Raw genomic sequence first — 12,919 nt, 5'->3', positions numbered from 1 at the left:
CTGAACTGCTGGACCGGCATCTGCACCACCTGCCACCAACCCCTGCCCAGCAGAACCACACCAAGATCAAGACAGACCTAACGGAGTCCTACTAGTAGCTTGTCGCGGTTAAGTATTGTTCCGATTGGTGGAGTTGGGGTCGGGCAAGCGCCCCTTGTTGCTTCCGTTCGGCCGGGCAGGGGTGCCGTGTCCTCACAGAAGAAGTATCCGGTTGCGTTGAGTGCCGAAGATCGTCTGGCGTTGGTGCGAGTGACGACGACGGGGGTCCGCAGCGCGTCGATGATCAGGCGGGCGCGGGTGCTGCTCGCGTTGGACACGTCGGTCGGCGAGGTCGATCCGCGGGCGGTGATCGCGGACCGGGTCGGGGTCTCGTGCGAGTCGGTCCGCCTGATCTCGAAGCGGTACGCGGAGACCGGCGGCGATGTGTGGGCCACGGTCGGCCGGAAGGAACGCGCATGCCCGCCGGTGCCCTCCCCGGTGACCGGCGAGGTCGAGGCGAGGCTGATCGCGCTCGCCTGCTCGGCGCCGCCCAAGGGACATGCCCGGTGGTCGCTGCGACTGCTGGAGAAGCACGTCGCGCTGATCGAGGACATCCCGGATCTGGACCACTCCACGATCGGCCGGGTGTTAAAAAAACGGAACTGCGTCCTCACGTGAAGAAGTACTGGACCATCCCGCCCGCTGCGAATGCGGCCTTCGCCGCGGCGATGGAGGACGTCTTGGCGGTCTACCGCCGCCCCCTCGACCCGGCCCGCCCGGTGGTGTGCATGGACGAGAAGCCGTACCAGCTGCTCGGCCACGTCCGCGATCCGCTTCCCGCGCGGCCGGGCCGTGACCGGCGCGAGGACAACGAGTACGTCCGCTCGGGGACCTGCTCGATCTTCTGCTGGGTCGAGCCGCTGCGCGGATGGCGGCGCGTGGACGCCCGGCCCCGCCGGACCAGGGTCGACTGGGCGCACCAGGTCGAGCACCTGCTGACCGTGGACTATCCCGACGCCGCCACGGTCGTGCTGGTGATGGACAACCTCAACACCCACACCACCGCCTCGCTCTACGAGGCGTTCGACCCTGGGAAGGCCTTCGCGCTGGCCCAGCGCCTGGAGATCCACCACACCCCCAAACACGGGTCCTGGCTCAACATCGCCGAGATCGAGCTCTCCGCCCTCACCCGCCAGTGCCTGGACCGCCGCATCGACGACCTCGCCGTGCTCAACACCGAACTCGCCGCCTGGCAACAGCACACCAACAGCAACCAGCGCCAAGTCGACTGGCACTTCACCACCGACGACGCACGCGTGAAACTGCGCCACCTCTACCCAACCACACAGCAAAATTAAGCCGCGACAATCTACTAGTGCCGTATCAGGCAACGTTTGCCCTGTGGTGATGTGACGCGTCGCTCGGGTGCTGGCGCAGGGGGTGCGTCACCAGGAGTCTGTCCGGGCGGCAGAACGTGTGCGGGTTGGTGAGATCTCTGACGATGAAGGCCGGCCGTTGCTGCAAGCCGGGCACCGGGATCGGTGTTCCGGGCTCCGCGCCCCTGCCGATCTCGCGGGTCAGCCTTCGGAGGGACGCGGGGCGCGCAGGTGCGCCCGTTCCTTCAGCTCCCCCTCGTCGACCACCGTGAGCATCGGCTGACCCGGCGCGCACACCATGGTCACCACGAACTTGGTCGGTGCGTCCGACAGGGCGTTGCCGTCCTGGTAGTGGATCACGTCACCGCCCGGCTCCCAGAACGTCCCACCGGCCTCGACCACACGCTCCGGCTCACCCTCGAGCTCGAACCGGAGGGCGCCCTCCATCACGTAGCCGAACGACGGGCCCGAGTGGCGATGCGGAGGGAGCCCGGGGTGGCCGGGAGGCCACTCGACGAGGATGGTCATTCCGGAACCACCTTCGGGAAAGAAGGGCGGAGTGACTTCCTGCAGCAACTTGACTTCGGGCGGCAAGGAGACCTCGGGGGCCCTTCCGTGTTCTGGGTTCTTCGCGGACATGTACCACACCTCCGTAAGCCTGCCCGGAATGGGCGATCTTGCGTCGGCCACCGCATTTCCGGACTCGTGTACCGACCCACTTGTTCGTCGGAGACCATGTTCGCCGGTACCCGGCTCACACAACTCGCTTCGCGATGAGGACAAGTCACAGCCCGCATCCGTGACAGGCCGTGTGTCTTCTGCCTCGCCCAAACGGTCTCGACACCACCCTGCCTCCCGTCGGCGGCCGCCACAATCCGCGAGCCAGCGGCATCGAGACCGCATCGCACCCTGTCATCGGCGGGTATCCAGCGTTGTATCAGGCAGCGTCTGCCCTGTTGTGATGACACGCCGCTCGGATGCTGGCGCAGCGGTGCGTCACCATGAGTCGGTCCGGTGGCAGAACGCGGGCGGGTCTGCTGTCGTAGGCGTTCGTAGAGGTCTGGCCGGCAGGAGGCCGTAGGCGCGATGGCCGGCCGTACCCCGGCAGCATGCCGTGGGGGAGACCAACTGGCATCGCCGCCCGCTCACCAGCGAGCCGTTGCCGCCGGGCGATGGCGGCGTCGGCACCGCCGGCCCCTGGCATCTGAGCCACGGCCAGGCCGCCAACACGGCGGCCGGCTGCACCCGGTCCCTCTCCAGCGGCAGGCTGTGTTGAAACGTCGTCGAGGCTGCGAGCGGCCTGACCGGCGATGTTCCCGCATGGGCGCGCTCAGGGCCTACAAGAGGGAGAAGCCCCCTGTGCCGTGTCCCGTGAGTTCGTGCATCTCGATGGCTATTTCCCCATCGGAGAACTGCTCCGCAGGCCCGGGCACGGGAGCGGAACGGCCTGGGGAGCGATTGCTTGTGATGGGACGGCTGGTCGCTCAGGGCTGTGCCCAGTCGAACGGCAGAACGCGATGGAAGACGACCATGGCTTGGCCGGGGCCGTTGTAGTCATCGACGACCGTCGCGTCGAAGCCGAGGCTGCGACGGAATGCGATTGAGCCGGCGTTTCCGTGTGACGTGATCGACCTTCAATCGCAGTGCGCCGTGGCTATGCGCGGCGTCGGCGAACGCCGCATACAGACTGCGTCCGAGGCTGGTGCCGCGGGCATCGTCCCGGGTGGCGATCAGGTGTACGTACCCGGTGCCGGTCGGTGAAGGTGTGGGCGGCGTCGTGGTACGCCTTCATGCCGCCGCCGAGCCCGGCGAGCACGGCGGAGGACGCCGAGCCGTCCTCGATGGCGGCCCGCAGGATGGGGATGATCCTGACGCCGTCGCCGGTGGTGGCCATCACAGCGTTCGCCGCCTCGACGTCCTGGCCGCGGGCCAGGCGGATGCGGGTGCTGGCCGGGCCCTGCCAGCCGGTCGGACGCGGTCGGCGGACAGCGGCGTTGCACCCTTGGCACCTGGCCCTCCGATCGAAATCCCGGGAACTGGCCTACGCCAGCGAGGGCGCGGTCCGGCGCCGGTACCACGAGCAGATGTGGTGCCTGACGGTGGCCACCAACGCGATCGTCGCCTGGACCACCGAGTACTACGGCCTCGCGGTCACCGCGCTGCGCTGGGCCGGCCGATCCATTGATGACGACCTGCTGACACACATCTGGCTCAGCCACCACGCCAACGTCAACTTTTACGGCACCCACACGGTGGACATTGACGGCGAGCCGGCCAAGCTCGATGCCGACGGCTACCTGCCGCTGCGGCTACCCGCCCAGGGCTGACCTCTGGCTGCGCGGTTTACGGCGGCCGGATCGTTCGGTCTCGCTGGGCGCGGTTAGGCGGTTCGGGCCCCGGTCCCCACGCCGACGAGCGTGGTGGAGCTGGATGCGGCCGATTTCAGATGGGGCGGCGGATGGCCTGTACGGCGGTGTCGTAGAGGTCGAACAGGTCGACCTGTCCGCCCAGGCGTACCCATTCCTCGTTGGCTGCCTGCAGGCAGATGATCGCCGCGGCTGCGATCGCGCGGGCTTGCAGGGTGCGGCAGTCGGAGTCGGGCAGTCGCGGCTCGATCAGCGGTACGAACAGGTCTTGCCAGCGGGCTTGCTTCTCGGCGTGGCCGGCGCGTAGGGAACGCAGCCCTCCGCCACCCACACCGACAGCTAACGCCGATTTCCACACAGCAGCTTCGACGCAACCCCCTCGGCGGAGGTCTCCTGGTCGCAGGGGGCCATCACCGAAGTCGGGCGACACGTCTGTCCCGACCTGGGTGCCGCGGCCCCGCCGCGGTATGGCCGTCCGCACTCGGCTGTTTCATAGGTGGTCGCTCATGAAACACCCGCCTCGGCGAATCGTTGCCGAACAGCAGAGTGATGAACTCTAGGCGCCCTTCGGCTGTCATGCCGATCTCGTCGAGCACCTGGAACGCCGCGCGCAGCGCCGCCCAGGGATCCTCATCGGCCGGGCGCTCCGCAAGCCGCGCGGCGATCAGTTCGCCCTGTTCGTCCAGGCCGCTGAGCGCGAGGTCTTCCTTGTTGCGGAAATAGTTGAACAGGGTCCGCCGGGAGACACCTGCCGCGGCGGCGACCTCTTCGAGGGTCGTGTTGTCGTAGCCCTTGGCGGCGAACAGGCGATCATGCTGACCGGCAGCAAGATCAGCCTCCACACCAGCACGTCCGACCCCGCCTGGCACAGCGGCTGGAGACAGCGCATGACCTGGGCCCGCGCGGAGAAAGCCACCCGCGTCGCCGTCAGCTCGGTCGTCTTCCGCTCCAGCGGACAGAACCTCACCACACCGGCACCTACATCGAGATGGCCTCCCGCCTCCTCGAACCTGCCCTCCTCACCCTCGGCATCCTCGCCATCCGCTGACGCATCAAACGCTGACATGCCTTACTTGCCTGCACCACCGATCACTCTCCGGAGCTGCGCAGCAGCCCTTCGTCCCCTGGATAACGCCGCCCGCGACGGACCCCGCGATGGGCCCGCGACGAACAGGCTGTCGGCCGCGATGCCGTCGCGGGCAAACCACCGCGCGTCGCGGCCTCATCGCGGGGTCCGTCGCGGGCTAGGAGGGCCTGGGACCTCAGACCTGCACGTACACGTCGGTGCAGGCCAGCCCTCTCGTCAGGTTCACGTGGGACGCGCGTTCACCGTCATGCGATTTCCCGCACGCGGTTCCTCCGCACGCGGACGATCGTCGGAGGCCAGGCGCCAGCAGGCGCAAGATGGCGGGGTCAGATGTTGATCGCGCCAAGCTGGCCGAGTGTGAGGCCGGGATCATCACGGCGAAGGAGCGGTATGACCGCGGCATCATGGAAGCCGCCGTCCAGATCGTCGAGGTCTGCAGCCTGACTGACGTGCGGATGACCTACTTCCGTCTGGCCATGAGGTTCCTCATCCGGGCAGAGGAGCCCTACAACCGCGGTCTCATCGGTGCTCGGATGACACACCGGCATGTCGAGTAATCGATGGCGAGGGTGCGGTGTGCCGACCCCGTCGTCATGGCCCCGATCCGTCCGGTCATCGAACACACATGGTGGAGGCGCACAACAGCCACGCCCGCCAGTAGCAGGTGAAGGGGCGGTCTGCTGGCAACCGGCAGACCGTCCTTCGTGGCTTCAGTTGATCACCTACGGCATGCTGCGGTCGGTGTGAACGATGCGCTGGCCAGCCTTCGTCCGCTGCTCGGCGTAGTGTGTGCTGCGAGCGTATGGCCTGCGAAATGGCATGCGGACACCTGCAGCAGCGGCTCTCCGCGACCGTAGTGGCCCATTGGACGGCGACGGTGTGACCCCTGCGGTGACCGCGCGGACGGAGGGTCTGTGGCCGGCTTGGTCTCAGCCGTTGTCGGGCACCATCGAGACCACGACCTTGCCGGCCTTGGTGCGGCCCTGCTCGACGTACGCCATCGCCTCGAGCGTCTGGTCGAAGGGGAAGATGCTGTCGATGACCGGGCGGAGCTTCCCGCTGTCGTAGAGGGCGCCGAGTTTGCGCAGCTGGGAGCCGTTGGCCTGCATGAAGAAGAACTCGTAGTGCACGCCCAGCGCCTTGGCCCGCTTGCGGATCTTGCGGCTTAGGGTATTCATGACCAGGCCCAGGACAGAGGGGGCGCCGAGCTGCTTGGCGAAACCGGCGTCGGGCGGGCCGACGACGCTGATGGCCAGGCCGCCGGGCTTCAGCACGGTCAGCGACTTCTCGAGGTTCGCCCCGCCCACGGAGTCCAGCACCAGGTCGTAGTCCGAGAGCACCTTTGAGAAGTCTTCCTTGGTGTAGTCGACGACGATGTCGGCGCCGAGGCTCCTGACCAACTCCTCGGTCCTGGCGTTCGTGGTCGTCGCCACCGTCGCGCCGAGGTGCTTGGCGAGCTGGATGACCGTTGACCCGAGGCCGCCGGCTCCGGCGTGGATGAGCACCTTCTGCCCCGGCTTCACGTGCGCGCGCTCGACGAGGATCTGCCAGGCGGCCAGGGCCACCAGCGGCACCGCGCCTGCCTCTTGGAGGGTGAGGGAGGCGGGTTTGGGCGCGACATCGTCCGCGTCGATCGCGATGAACTCCGCGAAGCCTCCAACCCGCAGGTCGCGCGGACGGGCGTAGACCTCGTCGCCGACCTTGAAGCCGCGTACGGCGGAGCCGACCTGTGTCACGACGCCGGCCACGTCGTGGCCGAGTACGAACGGGGGCTTGTACTTCAGCAGCTGCTTGAACTCCCCGTTGCGGACCATCTTGTCCAGGGGGTTGATGCCGGCGGCGCTCACTCTGACCAGGACGTCACGGTCCCCGACGGTGGGCTCGGGTACCTCTGCGGCGCGGACGCCGTCCTTGCCGTACTTCTCGACGACGAACGCCTTCATGCCGGCCGCCTTGTCTGCGTGGGTGTCTCGGTGGTCGATGTGATTCTTCGGGCAGGTCCCCCTGCGCGCCCGTTTCTGGCGTGCGGCCGGGTTGATGTGCTGGCCACGACGCTATTGGCTGAGTATAGGAAAGTAAACTCAGGCAGGCTAGAATCACCCTCATGGATGCGAGGACCGAAGCTCTGCAGGACGCCGGCGTGGATCCCCGTCTCGACCGGGACGCGTCGAACTGCTCGATCGCCCGGACCCTTGAGGTCGTGGGCGAGAAGTGGACGATCCTGATCCTGCGCGAGGTCTGGTACGGCTCGTCCCGTTTCAACGAGTTCGAACGCGTCCTCGGCTGTCCTCGCAACCTCCTCGCGGCGCGACTCCGGATGCTCGTGAAGGAAGGGATCCTGACCACCGAGACCTACAAGGAGCCGGGCTCGCGGAGCCGGCCGAAGTACGTGATCACGCCCAAGGGCATGGATCTGGTCCCGGCCGTGATGGGACTCCTGCAGTGGGGCGACCGCTACCGCGCCGACCCGGAGGGCCCGGCCATGCTGCCCCGGCACCGTGGATGCGGCGCGCACGTCGACGCCCAGGTCCGCTGCGACCGGGGCCACGCCGTACAGCCGGAAGACATCGAGAGCATCCCCGGCCCCGCCTTTCGTCTGAGAGGTCCTAACAAAGACGTTGGACGTGACGGTGAGTGATGAGGCAGGTGGCGAGGCCGAGGAATGCTTCATGGATGTCGTCGCGTCGCTCCCAGCGGATCCGCAGGCGGCGGAAGCCATGCAGCCCGGAGATCGTCCGTTCGACGACCCAGCGGAAGGTACCCAGCCCCGTGCCGTGTGGCTGGCCTCGTTCGGCGATCACGGGGCGGATGCCCCGCTGCCTGAGCAGCCTCCCGTACTTGTCGTGGTCGTAGCCGCGGTCCCGCGAACAGCATGTCGGGCCGGTGCCTGGGCCGGCGACGGCACCGGCCACGGCTGCGACCTTGTGTGCGCCCGGGTCATGAGCCGTCGATGCGATCGAACAGCGCCAGGGCCTCGGCGGTGCGGCGGTGGTCCGGGCCGAAGGCGGCCAGACAGGCGTGGTGGGCGGTCTCCACCAGGGTGCGGGCCTGGGTACTGCGGCCCAGCCCCAGCAGGGCGGTGGCCAGAGCCAGCTCGACGGCGCCAGTCTCCGGGCGGCACTCCTGCTCGGGCAGGCTGCGGCGCAGCTCGTCCGCGTGCTCCGCCTAGGCGAGAGCCTCCTCATGGCGAACTTTGGCCATTGAGACTGCGGGCCAAGCCGAGCCGCAGGACAAAGGCGAACCGGCCCGGTAGGCGATGGGCGGCAAGGGCCTCGCGGGCGAGCGCCTCGGCCTCCTGGTGGCGGCCCTGCCCGTTGAGAGCGTAGATCAGTCCGTTCCGGGCGGCCGCCGCTACCATCCGCATCTGCAGCACTCTGCCGCGAGCCGCGACAGAGGTGAGGGCCACGCACTCCGCTTCGCATTCGGAGTGCCGGCCGAGCGCGGTCAGCGTCTGGGCGCGGTCCGAGCGCAGTTTCAGGGTCCGCCATTCTTTGGCGCCGAAGAGCCTTCCGAAGACCGGCAGCAGTTCGTCGTACGTGGCGAGCGCCTCGCCGTAGCGGCCCTGGGCGCCCATCGCCGCCGCGGCAATGCTCAGAGCCTGCGGTGCGTCCTCGCGCGGGAAGGACCGGGCCAAGGCAACGGCGCGGGCCACGGTTTCCGCCTCCGCATAGCGCCCGGCTTTATACAGGGCCAGAGCCTGAGCCAAGGTCGGCCTCGTCGTCTGCCCGTCGTCATTTCGGCCACGCGACCGGAAGAGCTTCATGCCCGGAGCATACGAAGCCGCGCACACGCGTCCGAGGACGGGCGGAAGCCGGCTGGCCAGCCCCGCGCCACTGTCGGGTGGGCCATACGAACTCGCACGGCACCGGCGTGAAGCAAGGCGTGGCGTATCGGTTGCGAGTGCGGGTCTTCGCGAGCAGGTCGTCGATGGTGCGGTGGTCAGGCGGCAGCGGGGCGAGAAGTGACACCGGTCATGGGCACGCTGCGGCGCGACGCTGATGAGGATCTGCGAAACCTCCACCGCGGCTCGGTTGGTCCACCAGACTTGCTCTTGGTTCCACACGGAGATAGGGAGGGCAAGCATGGCGAACAGCGCACTTCTGGTGATGGACGTTCAGCGGGACATCGTGGCCATCGCCGACGATGGTTCCGGATATCTGCCGCGCTTGCGCAGGGCGATCGACGGTGCCCGGGCTGCCGGCATCCCCGTGATCTACGTGGTGATGGGGTTACGGCCGGGTGATTCAGAAGTCAGTCCTCGCAGCAAGGTGATGACAAACATCGTGCGGGCCGGCCTGTTCATCGAGGGTGAGCCTGGCACTGCGATCCATGACGAGGTCGCGCCCCAGCAGGGCGAGGCTGTGGTTACCAAGAGGCGGGGGAGCGCGTTCTCGGGCAGCGACCTCGACTTGGTACTCAGGGCTCGCGATGTCGACAGCCTTGTTCTCACCGGCATTGCCACCAGCGCTGTGGTGCTGTCCACCCTGTGGCACGCCATCGACCTGGACTTCGGCCTCACCGTCCTGGCCGATGCCTGTCTCGACACTGACCCTGAGGTGCACCGGATGCTCACCGAAAAGCTGTTCCCGCAGTGGGCAGATGTCCTCGACGTCGAGGACTGGCTCAAAGCCATCGCACCGTAACAGCGGAAAGCCGTCCGGACCCTCGCGAGCGGGGCAAGCGGGCATCGCTCCCGTAGGCCGACTCGCCATACACCGGGTACTCGAGCTCGCCGTGGTGTGTCCGCTTCGAGTGCCGCGACACAGCGGCTCCTTTGGGTGTGTTGTGGGCTCCGCGACTTTCCGACGACGAAAGAAATCGCTGCCCGATGAGTTTCGCTGCTCCTCCTTTCCCCTTGTCGGATCGATCCCGAACGACGGCCCTGCGCCGCCTGGTCACCGCCAACGCGCTGAGTTCGGTGGGGGACGGCGCGCGGTTCGCAGCACTTCCCATGCTGGCGGCGTGGAGCACCAAAGACGTGTTCTGGGTGTCGGTGGTGGCGGCCGCGGGCCGGGCGGCCTGGCTGCTCGCACCGGTCATCGGCACCCTGGTGGACCACATGCCCAGACGGTGGTCGATGGTGGGCGCGGACCTGGCGCGCAGCGTGTTGCTCCTCCTGCTGGTCGTGATGCTGGTGGTGGGGCGGGCGCCGGTGACCGTGTTGGTGCTGCTCGCGTTCGCCTCGGGCATGGCCGAGGCGTTCTTCGACAGTGCCGCGCAGGCCGTCGTGCCGGCGCTGTCCACGGATCATGAACTCGAACGGACGAACGCCCGGGTGATCGCCGCGCAGATCACCGGAACCGGCTTCGTGGGTCCGCCGATGGGCGCCGCGCTCTGGGCGGTATGGCACCCGTTGCCGTTCCTCCTGGACGGGGTGACGTTCCTCGCCTCGGCGCTGCTGCTCATGGGCCTTCCGGAGCGGACCGCACATACCGGGTCGGGGGCCGGTGAGCGGGGGGTCCGGCGCCTTGTGCGCGATACCTGGTCCGGGGTGCGGTTCCTGGGGCGGGACCAGGTCCTGCGTCGCCTGATGATGGTCGTCGCGGTCCTTGGTGTGGGCCAGCAGGCGGTCTATGCGGTTCTCGTGGTGTACGTGGAACAGAGGCTCGGGCTGCCGCCCTACGGCTACGGCCTGATGTTGGTGACGGCGGCCGTCGGCAGCCTCACCGGAGCGAGGACGGCGGCCCGTGCAGCCCGGTGGCTGGGTTCCGGCCGGAGTCTGAAGGTTTCGGTGGCCGTGTCGGCACTCAGCTACCTGGTCGTCGCGGTGCTGCCCTGGTGGCCGCTGGTCGCCGTCATGCTGGCCCTCAACAGCGCCGCAGTAGTGCTGTGGAACGTGTGCACCGTGTCGCTCCGGCAGCGCCTCGCACCACCGGACATGCTGGGACGCGTCACCAGCGGTTATCGGCTCGCAGCCTGGGGAGCCATGCCTATCGGCGCCTCGGCGGGCGGCGCCCTGGCCCAGCACGCCGGCCTCGACGTCCCCTGGGTGATGGCGGGCCTGCTCCTCCTGGCCTGCCTTCCCCTCCTGCGGGGAGTGGCTTCCGCAGGATCCGGCTCGGAGGAAGTAGGCAGTGGTTAGCTTGACTTGGGGAGTGGCCGACCACTGCCTGCTGCGGCGGCCGCCCTCCCCAGCCAGGTGGATCTTGCAGGACAGGCCGCCTCGGGAGCGGCCCAGTCCCTCGTCGGGGCGGTGCTGCAGAGGGATCGATCTCCGTTTCGGGATCCGGGGCGCCCTGCGCGGTGCTCCGGCGGCGTGTTGGTGGGCCCGGCACACGGTGGAGTCCACGCTGACCATGCTCCAGTCGATCCGCCCCTCGCCGTCGGCGTCCGCCAGGACGGCCTGGAAGATCCGGGCCCAAGTGCCGTCCACAGACCAGCGGCGATGCCGCTCGTACACGGTTTTCCAGCTCCCGAACCGCTCTGGTAGGTCCCGCCACGGGATGCCGGTGCGGACGCGGAACAGGATCCCGTTGATCACCGTCCTGTGGTCGTTCCACCGCCCGCCCCGGCGACCGGACTTCGCCAGATACGGCGCGATCCGCGCCCACTCGTCGTCTGTGAGATCACCCCGCCCCACGAGCGAAACAATGATCCTAAAGCGGGGCGGTCACATGATCCGCCGGACAGAGCCCAACGATCGGTGATCAACAGCGCGGTCCGCCGCTGCCCTACTCCGGCGGCACCGCACCACGGTGACGTCACTTCTCGTGAGCATCTGCAGCACTTCTCCCATCCACAGTTCGGTACGACGGCGGCGCTGAACAGCCCCATCGATCTGTTGCTGATCCAGGTCATCCGCACGCGACTCGACGCCCGAGCCGAAAAACGCGTCAGCTGGCTGAGCGGTCTCCTCGACCCGCCGGTACGGGACGCCCTCACGAAGATCCACCAGGAGCCGTCCCGCCCGTGGACCACCGCCACGCTCGCCGCCGCGATCAGCGTGTACAGGGCGACGTTGTCGCGACGTTTCCCGGCGGCGACCGAGCAGACTCCGGGCGACTACCTCACCCGGTGACGCATGGACCTCACGGCCCTGCGGCTCCGGGACACCGACCAGACCATGGAGTCGATCGCGAGCGCCGTGGGCTACACCTCGGCACGAGCCTGCAGCCGGGCGTTCCGGCGCCACCGCGGCCTCGCGCCGGGCGCGATTCGCAGCCGAAGCCGCCGTTCGATCCCCGCGCGCGGGGTGCCGGCCCGCCCCCCATCCCTTTGAGGCAACTGCGCGGGTGAAAGGACCGGTCGCGCAGTTGCCGGCGCGTTCGGTGAAATCCGATCCGAACCCGATCCGAACCCAGGGCTGATGCGTTCTCAGATGGCGAGATGAAGGGTCACCGGGTTCGGTGAGACAGGGGGTCAACCTGGGCCCTGCTTTCGAGAAGAACTGGGCTCGTCGTACCCCACCGGGGTCGCGTCCACCCCGGAGCCGACGGAGAAGTAACCGCGTGCAGCTCGGCATCGAAGATTGGCTGGGCTCCCACGCGTCACCCGCGGTGAGTCGGTCCCTTGTTTTCAGCAGTTGCTCGGCGCGTGGCCGCTGGCCCTCCGCCGTCGTACCGTGAGCCCCGTACTGCCGAGACCTCCTCCTTCATTCGCCGGTCACGGCTGCGCTCCCGTCGGGCGGTTCGCTGCTGTCGACATAGACGACCAGCGTCTGCTCCGGCTGTTCGGTCAGGTGAAAAGCGGTGTACGCATAATCGATCGCTCCCCGTTGCGGGTGTCGCAGCCGTTTCGGACCGCTCGTCGACCAGGACGTCCCGGGCCACCGGTTCGAGGAACACCCAGCGGACGAAGTTGGCGGGCCGGTCCGCCTCAGTGATGAGCTTCGGGAACAACTCGTGGGCTGCCTGGTTGTGACTGAGGACGTCATAGTTGCCGCCGAAGATGTACGCCGGGTTCGGCTGGAGCAACAGGGAGACGGCACACGCCTCGGCGGTTACTGACCTTGCTGGCGTGATGTCGCGGGGGCTGACAAGCTGTCGCGGTAGGCCGGTCATATGAGGTATCCGCAAGGGGGCTTCCTAATGCTGTTGTCAAGCGGCACTGGTCACTGAGGGTGTGACTTGATAGTGCCGTCGGTCACGGATCAGGGCCCATAGGACGTTGAC

At 68.0% G+C, this 12,919-nt stretch carries 16 protein-coding genes and 3 pseudogenes; 10 read left to right on the top strand and 9 right to left on the bottom strand.

The window, feature by feature from the left end; translation table 11 throughout:
• Positions 1-216: 216 nt before the first annotated feature.
• Both ACIRC0_RS39335 and ACIRC0_RS39330 read left to right on the top strand, forming a co-directional pair.
• Positions 217-657 carry a helix-turn-helix domain-containing protein gene (locus ACIRC0_RS39335; protein ID WP_403626847.1) on the top strand — a complete coding sequence of 147 codons (441 nt, stop codon included), beginning with the start codon at positions 217-219 and terminating at the stop codon, positions 655-657.
• Complete coding sequence (locus tag ACIRC0_RS39330; protein ID WP_403626844.1) at positions 654-1,337, top strand: IS630 family transposase; 684 nt, start codon at positions 654-656, stop codon at positions 1,335-1,337. Before ACIRC0_RS39335 ends, ACIRC0_RS39330 begins: the two co-directional genes overlap by 4 nt.
• Before the next feature lie 219 nt (positions 1,338-1,556).
• On the opposite strand, the gene ACIRC0_RS39325 is transcribed toward ACIRC0_RS39330, so the two are convergent.
• Positions 1,557-1,994 carry a cupin domain-containing protein gene (locus ACIRC0_RS39325; RefSeq protein WP_403626841.1) on the bottom strand — a complete coding sequence of 146 codons (438 nt, stop codon included), beginning with the start codon at positions 1,992-1,994 and terminating at the stop codon, positions 1,557-1,559.
• Between the two features lie 475 nt (positions 1,995-2,469).
• Here ACIRC0_RS39325 and ACIRC0_RS39320 point away from each other — a divergent pair, with 475 nt between their 5' ends.
• Entirely contained in the window at positions 2,470-2,631 is a 162-nt protein-coding gene (locus ACIRC0_RS39320) for a hypothetical protein (protein WP_403626838.1), read from the top strand.
• Positions 2,632-2,839: 208 nt separating this feature from the next.
• On the opposite strand, the pseudogene ACIRC0_RS39315 reads toward ACIRC0_RS39320, so the two are convergent.
• Positions 2,840-3,116: pseudogene (locus ACIRC0_RS39315) on the bottom strand (GNAT family N-acetyltransferase); the annotation flags it as partial.
• A gap of 101 nt (positions 3,117-3,217) precedes the next feature.
• Here ACIRC0_RS39315 and ACIRC0_RS39310 point away from each other — a divergent pair.
• Positions 3,218-3,682 carry a Tn3 family transposase gene (locus ACIRC0_RS39310; RefSeq protein ID WP_403626835.1) on the top strand — a complete coding sequence of 155 codons (465 nt, stop codon included), beginning with the start codon at positions 3,218-3,220 and terminating at the stop codon, positions 3,680-3,682.
• A 115-nt stretch (positions 3,683-3,797) separates the two neighbouring features.
• Here ACIRC0_RS39310 and ACIRC0_RS39305 read toward each other — a convergent pair whose 3' ends face one another.
• Together ACIRC0_RS39305 and ACIRC0_RS39300 are read right to left on the bottom strand one after the other, a co-directional pair.
• Positions 3,798-4,052, bottom strand: coding sequence for a hypothetical protein (locus ACIRC0_RS39305; RefSeq protein ID WP_403626832.1), 255 nt, complete (start codon positions 4,050-4,052; stop codon positions 3,798-3,800).
• 79 nt (positions 4,053-4,131) lie between these two features.
• On the bottom strand, positions 4,132-4,563 hold the full coding sequence (locus ACIRC0_RS39300) for a TetR/AcrR family transcriptional regulator (RefSeq protein WP_403626829.1): 432 nt from the start codon (positions 4,561-4,563) through the stop codon (positions 4,132-4,134).
• 562 nt (positions 4,564-5,125) lie between these two features.
• Between ACIRC0_RS39300 and ACIRC0_RS39295 the strand changes: the two genes are divergently transcribed.
• Positions 5,126-5,365 (top strand): hypothetical protein, encoded by a 240-nt coding sequence (locus ACIRC0_RS39295; RefSeq protein ID WP_403626826.1) that lies wholly within the window; start codon positions 5,126-5,128, stop codon positions 5,363-5,365.
• A gap of 372 nt (positions 5,366-5,737) precedes the next feature.
• On the opposite strand, the gene ACIRC0_RS39290 is transcribed toward ACIRC0_RS39295, so the two are convergent.
• Positions 5,738-6,751 carry an NADP-dependent oxidoreductase gene (locus ACIRC0_RS39290; RefSeq protein ID WP_403626823.1) on the bottom strand — a complete coding sequence of 338 codons (1,014 nt, stop codon included), beginning with the start codon at positions 6,749-6,751 and terminating at the stop codon, positions 5,738-5,740.
• 161 nt (positions 6,752-6,912) lie between these two features.
• On the opposite strand from ACIRC0_RS39290, the gene ACIRC0_RS39285 reads away from it, so the two are divergent.
• Entirely contained in the window at positions 6,913-7,446 is a 534-nt protein-coding gene (locus ACIRC0_RS39285; RefSeq protein WP_403626820.1) for a winged helix-turn-helix transcriptional regulator, read from the top strand.
• Here the strand turns inward: ACIRC0_RS39285 and ACIRC0_RS39280 are convergent.
• Positions 7,415-7,721 (bottom strand): annotated as a pseudogene (locus ACIRC0_RS39280) (transposase); the annotation flags it as partial. The gene ACIRC0_RS39285 and the pseudogene ACIRC0_RS39280 sit on opposite strands and share 32 nt — an antisense overlap.
• Positions 7,722-7,989: 268 nt before the next feature.
• Positions 7,990-8,571: a hypothetical protein gene (locus tag ACIRC0_RS39275; RefSeq protein WP_403626817.1), complete on the bottom strand. Its 582-nt coding sequence runs from the start codon at positions 8,569-8,571 to the stop codon at positions 7,990-7,992.
• Positions 8,572-8,890: 319 nt separating this feature from the next.
• On the opposite strand from ACIRC0_RS39275, the gene ACIRC0_RS39270 reads away from it, so the two are divergent.
• Together ACIRC0_RS39270 and ACIRC0_RS39265 are read left to right on the top strand one after the other, a co-directional pair.
• Complete coding sequence (locus ACIRC0_RS39270) at positions 8,891-9,451, top strand: cysteine hydrolase family protein (protein WP_403626814.1); 561 nt, start codon at positions 8,891-8,893, stop codon at positions 9,449-9,451.
• 212 nt (positions 9,452-9,663) lie between these two features.
• A complete protein-coding gene (locus ACIRC0_RS39265; RefSeq protein ID WP_403626811.1) occupies positions 9,664-10,890 on the top strand; it encodes an MFS transporter in 1,227 nt (408 codons plus the stop codon).
• A gap of 3 nt (positions 10,891-10,893) precedes the next feature.
• Here the strand turns inward: ACIRC0_RS39265 and ACIRC0_RS39260 are convergent.
• A pseudogene (locus tag ACIRC0_RS39260) lies at positions 10,894-11,388 on the bottom strand (IS5 family transposase); the annotation flags it as partial.
• A 63-nt stretch (positions 11,389-11,451) separates the two neighbouring features.
• Between ACIRC0_RS39260 and ACIRC0_RS39255 the strand changes: the two are divergent.
• Together ACIRC0_RS39255 and ACIRC0_RS39250 are read left to right on the top strand one after the other, a co-directional pair.
• Entirely contained in the window at positions 11,452-11,826 is a 375-nt protein-coding gene (locus tag ACIRC0_RS39255; protein ID WP_403626808.1) for a hypothetical protein, read from the top strand.
• A gap of 3 nt (positions 11,827-11,829) precedes the next feature.
• Positions 11,830-12,027: a helix-turn-helix domain-containing protein gene (locus ACIRC0_RS39250; protein WP_403626805.1), complete on the top strand. Its 198-nt coding sequence runs from the start codon at positions 11,830-11,832 to the stop codon at positions 12,025-12,027.
• Between the two features lie 268 nt (positions 12,028-12,295).
• Here the strand turns inward: ACIRC0_RS39250 and ACIRC0_RS39245 are convergent, their stop codons facing one another.
• The gene (locus ACIRC0_RS39245) at positions 12,296-12,808 is read right to left on the bottom strand and encodes a hypothetical protein (protein WP_403626802.1); all 513 of its coding nucleotides are present in this window, start codon (positions 12,806-12,808) and stop codon (positions 12,296-12,298) included.
• Positions 12,809-12,919 lie beyond the last annotated feature (111 nt).

Source organism: Streptomyces sp. NPDC093984, from assembly GCF_044764595.1.
In the GTDB taxonomy this organism is placed as follows: domain Bacteria; phylum Actinomycetota; class Actinomycetes; order Streptomycetales; family Streptomycetaceae; genus Streptomyces; species Streptomyces cynarae.
The sequence above is the reverse complement of the archived record's forward strand: the minus strand, read 5'-3'. Positions and strand labels throughout refer to the sequence as shown.

Bases quoted from the DNA above. Each gene is read 5' to 3' on its own strand.
- ACIRC0_RS39325 (WP_403626841.1), bottom strand. From the start codon at position 1,994: ATGTCCGCGAAGAACCCAGAACACGGAAGGGCCCCCGAGGTCTCCTTG.
- ACIRC0_RS39310 (WP_403626835.1), top strand. From the start codon at position 3,218: ATGATCCTGACGCCGTCGCCGGTGGTGGCCATCACAGCGTTCGCCGCC.
- ACIRC0_RS39295 (WP_403626826.1), top strand. From the start codon at position 5,126: ATGGCGGGGTCAGATGTTGATCGCGCCAAGCTGGCCGAGTGTGAGGCC.
- ACIRC0_RS39290 (WP_403626823.1), bottom strand. From the start codon at position 6,751: ATGAAGGCGTTCGTCGTCGAGAAGTACGGCAAGGACGGCGTCCGCGCC.
- ACIRC0_RS39285 (WP_403626820.1), top strand. From the start codon at position 6,913: ATGGATGCGAGGACCGAAGCTCTGCAGGACGCCGGCGTGGATCCCCGT.
- ACIRC0_RS39275 (WP_403626817.1), bottom strand. From the start codon at position 8,571: ATGAAGCTCTTCCGGTCGCGTGGCCGAAATGACGACGGGCAGACGACG.
- ACIRC0_RS39270 (WP_403626814.1), top strand. From the start codon at position 8,891: ATGGCGAACAGCGCACTTCTGGTGATGGACGTTCAGCGGGACATCGTG.
- ACIRC0_RS39250 (WP_403626805.1), top strand. From the start codon at position 11,830: ATGGACCTCACGGCCCTGCGGCTCCGGGACACCGACCAGACCATGGAG.
- ACIRC0_RS39245 (WP_403626802.1), bottom strand. From the start codon at position 12,808: ATGACCGGCCTACCGCGACAGCTTGTCAGCCCCCGCGACATCACGCCA.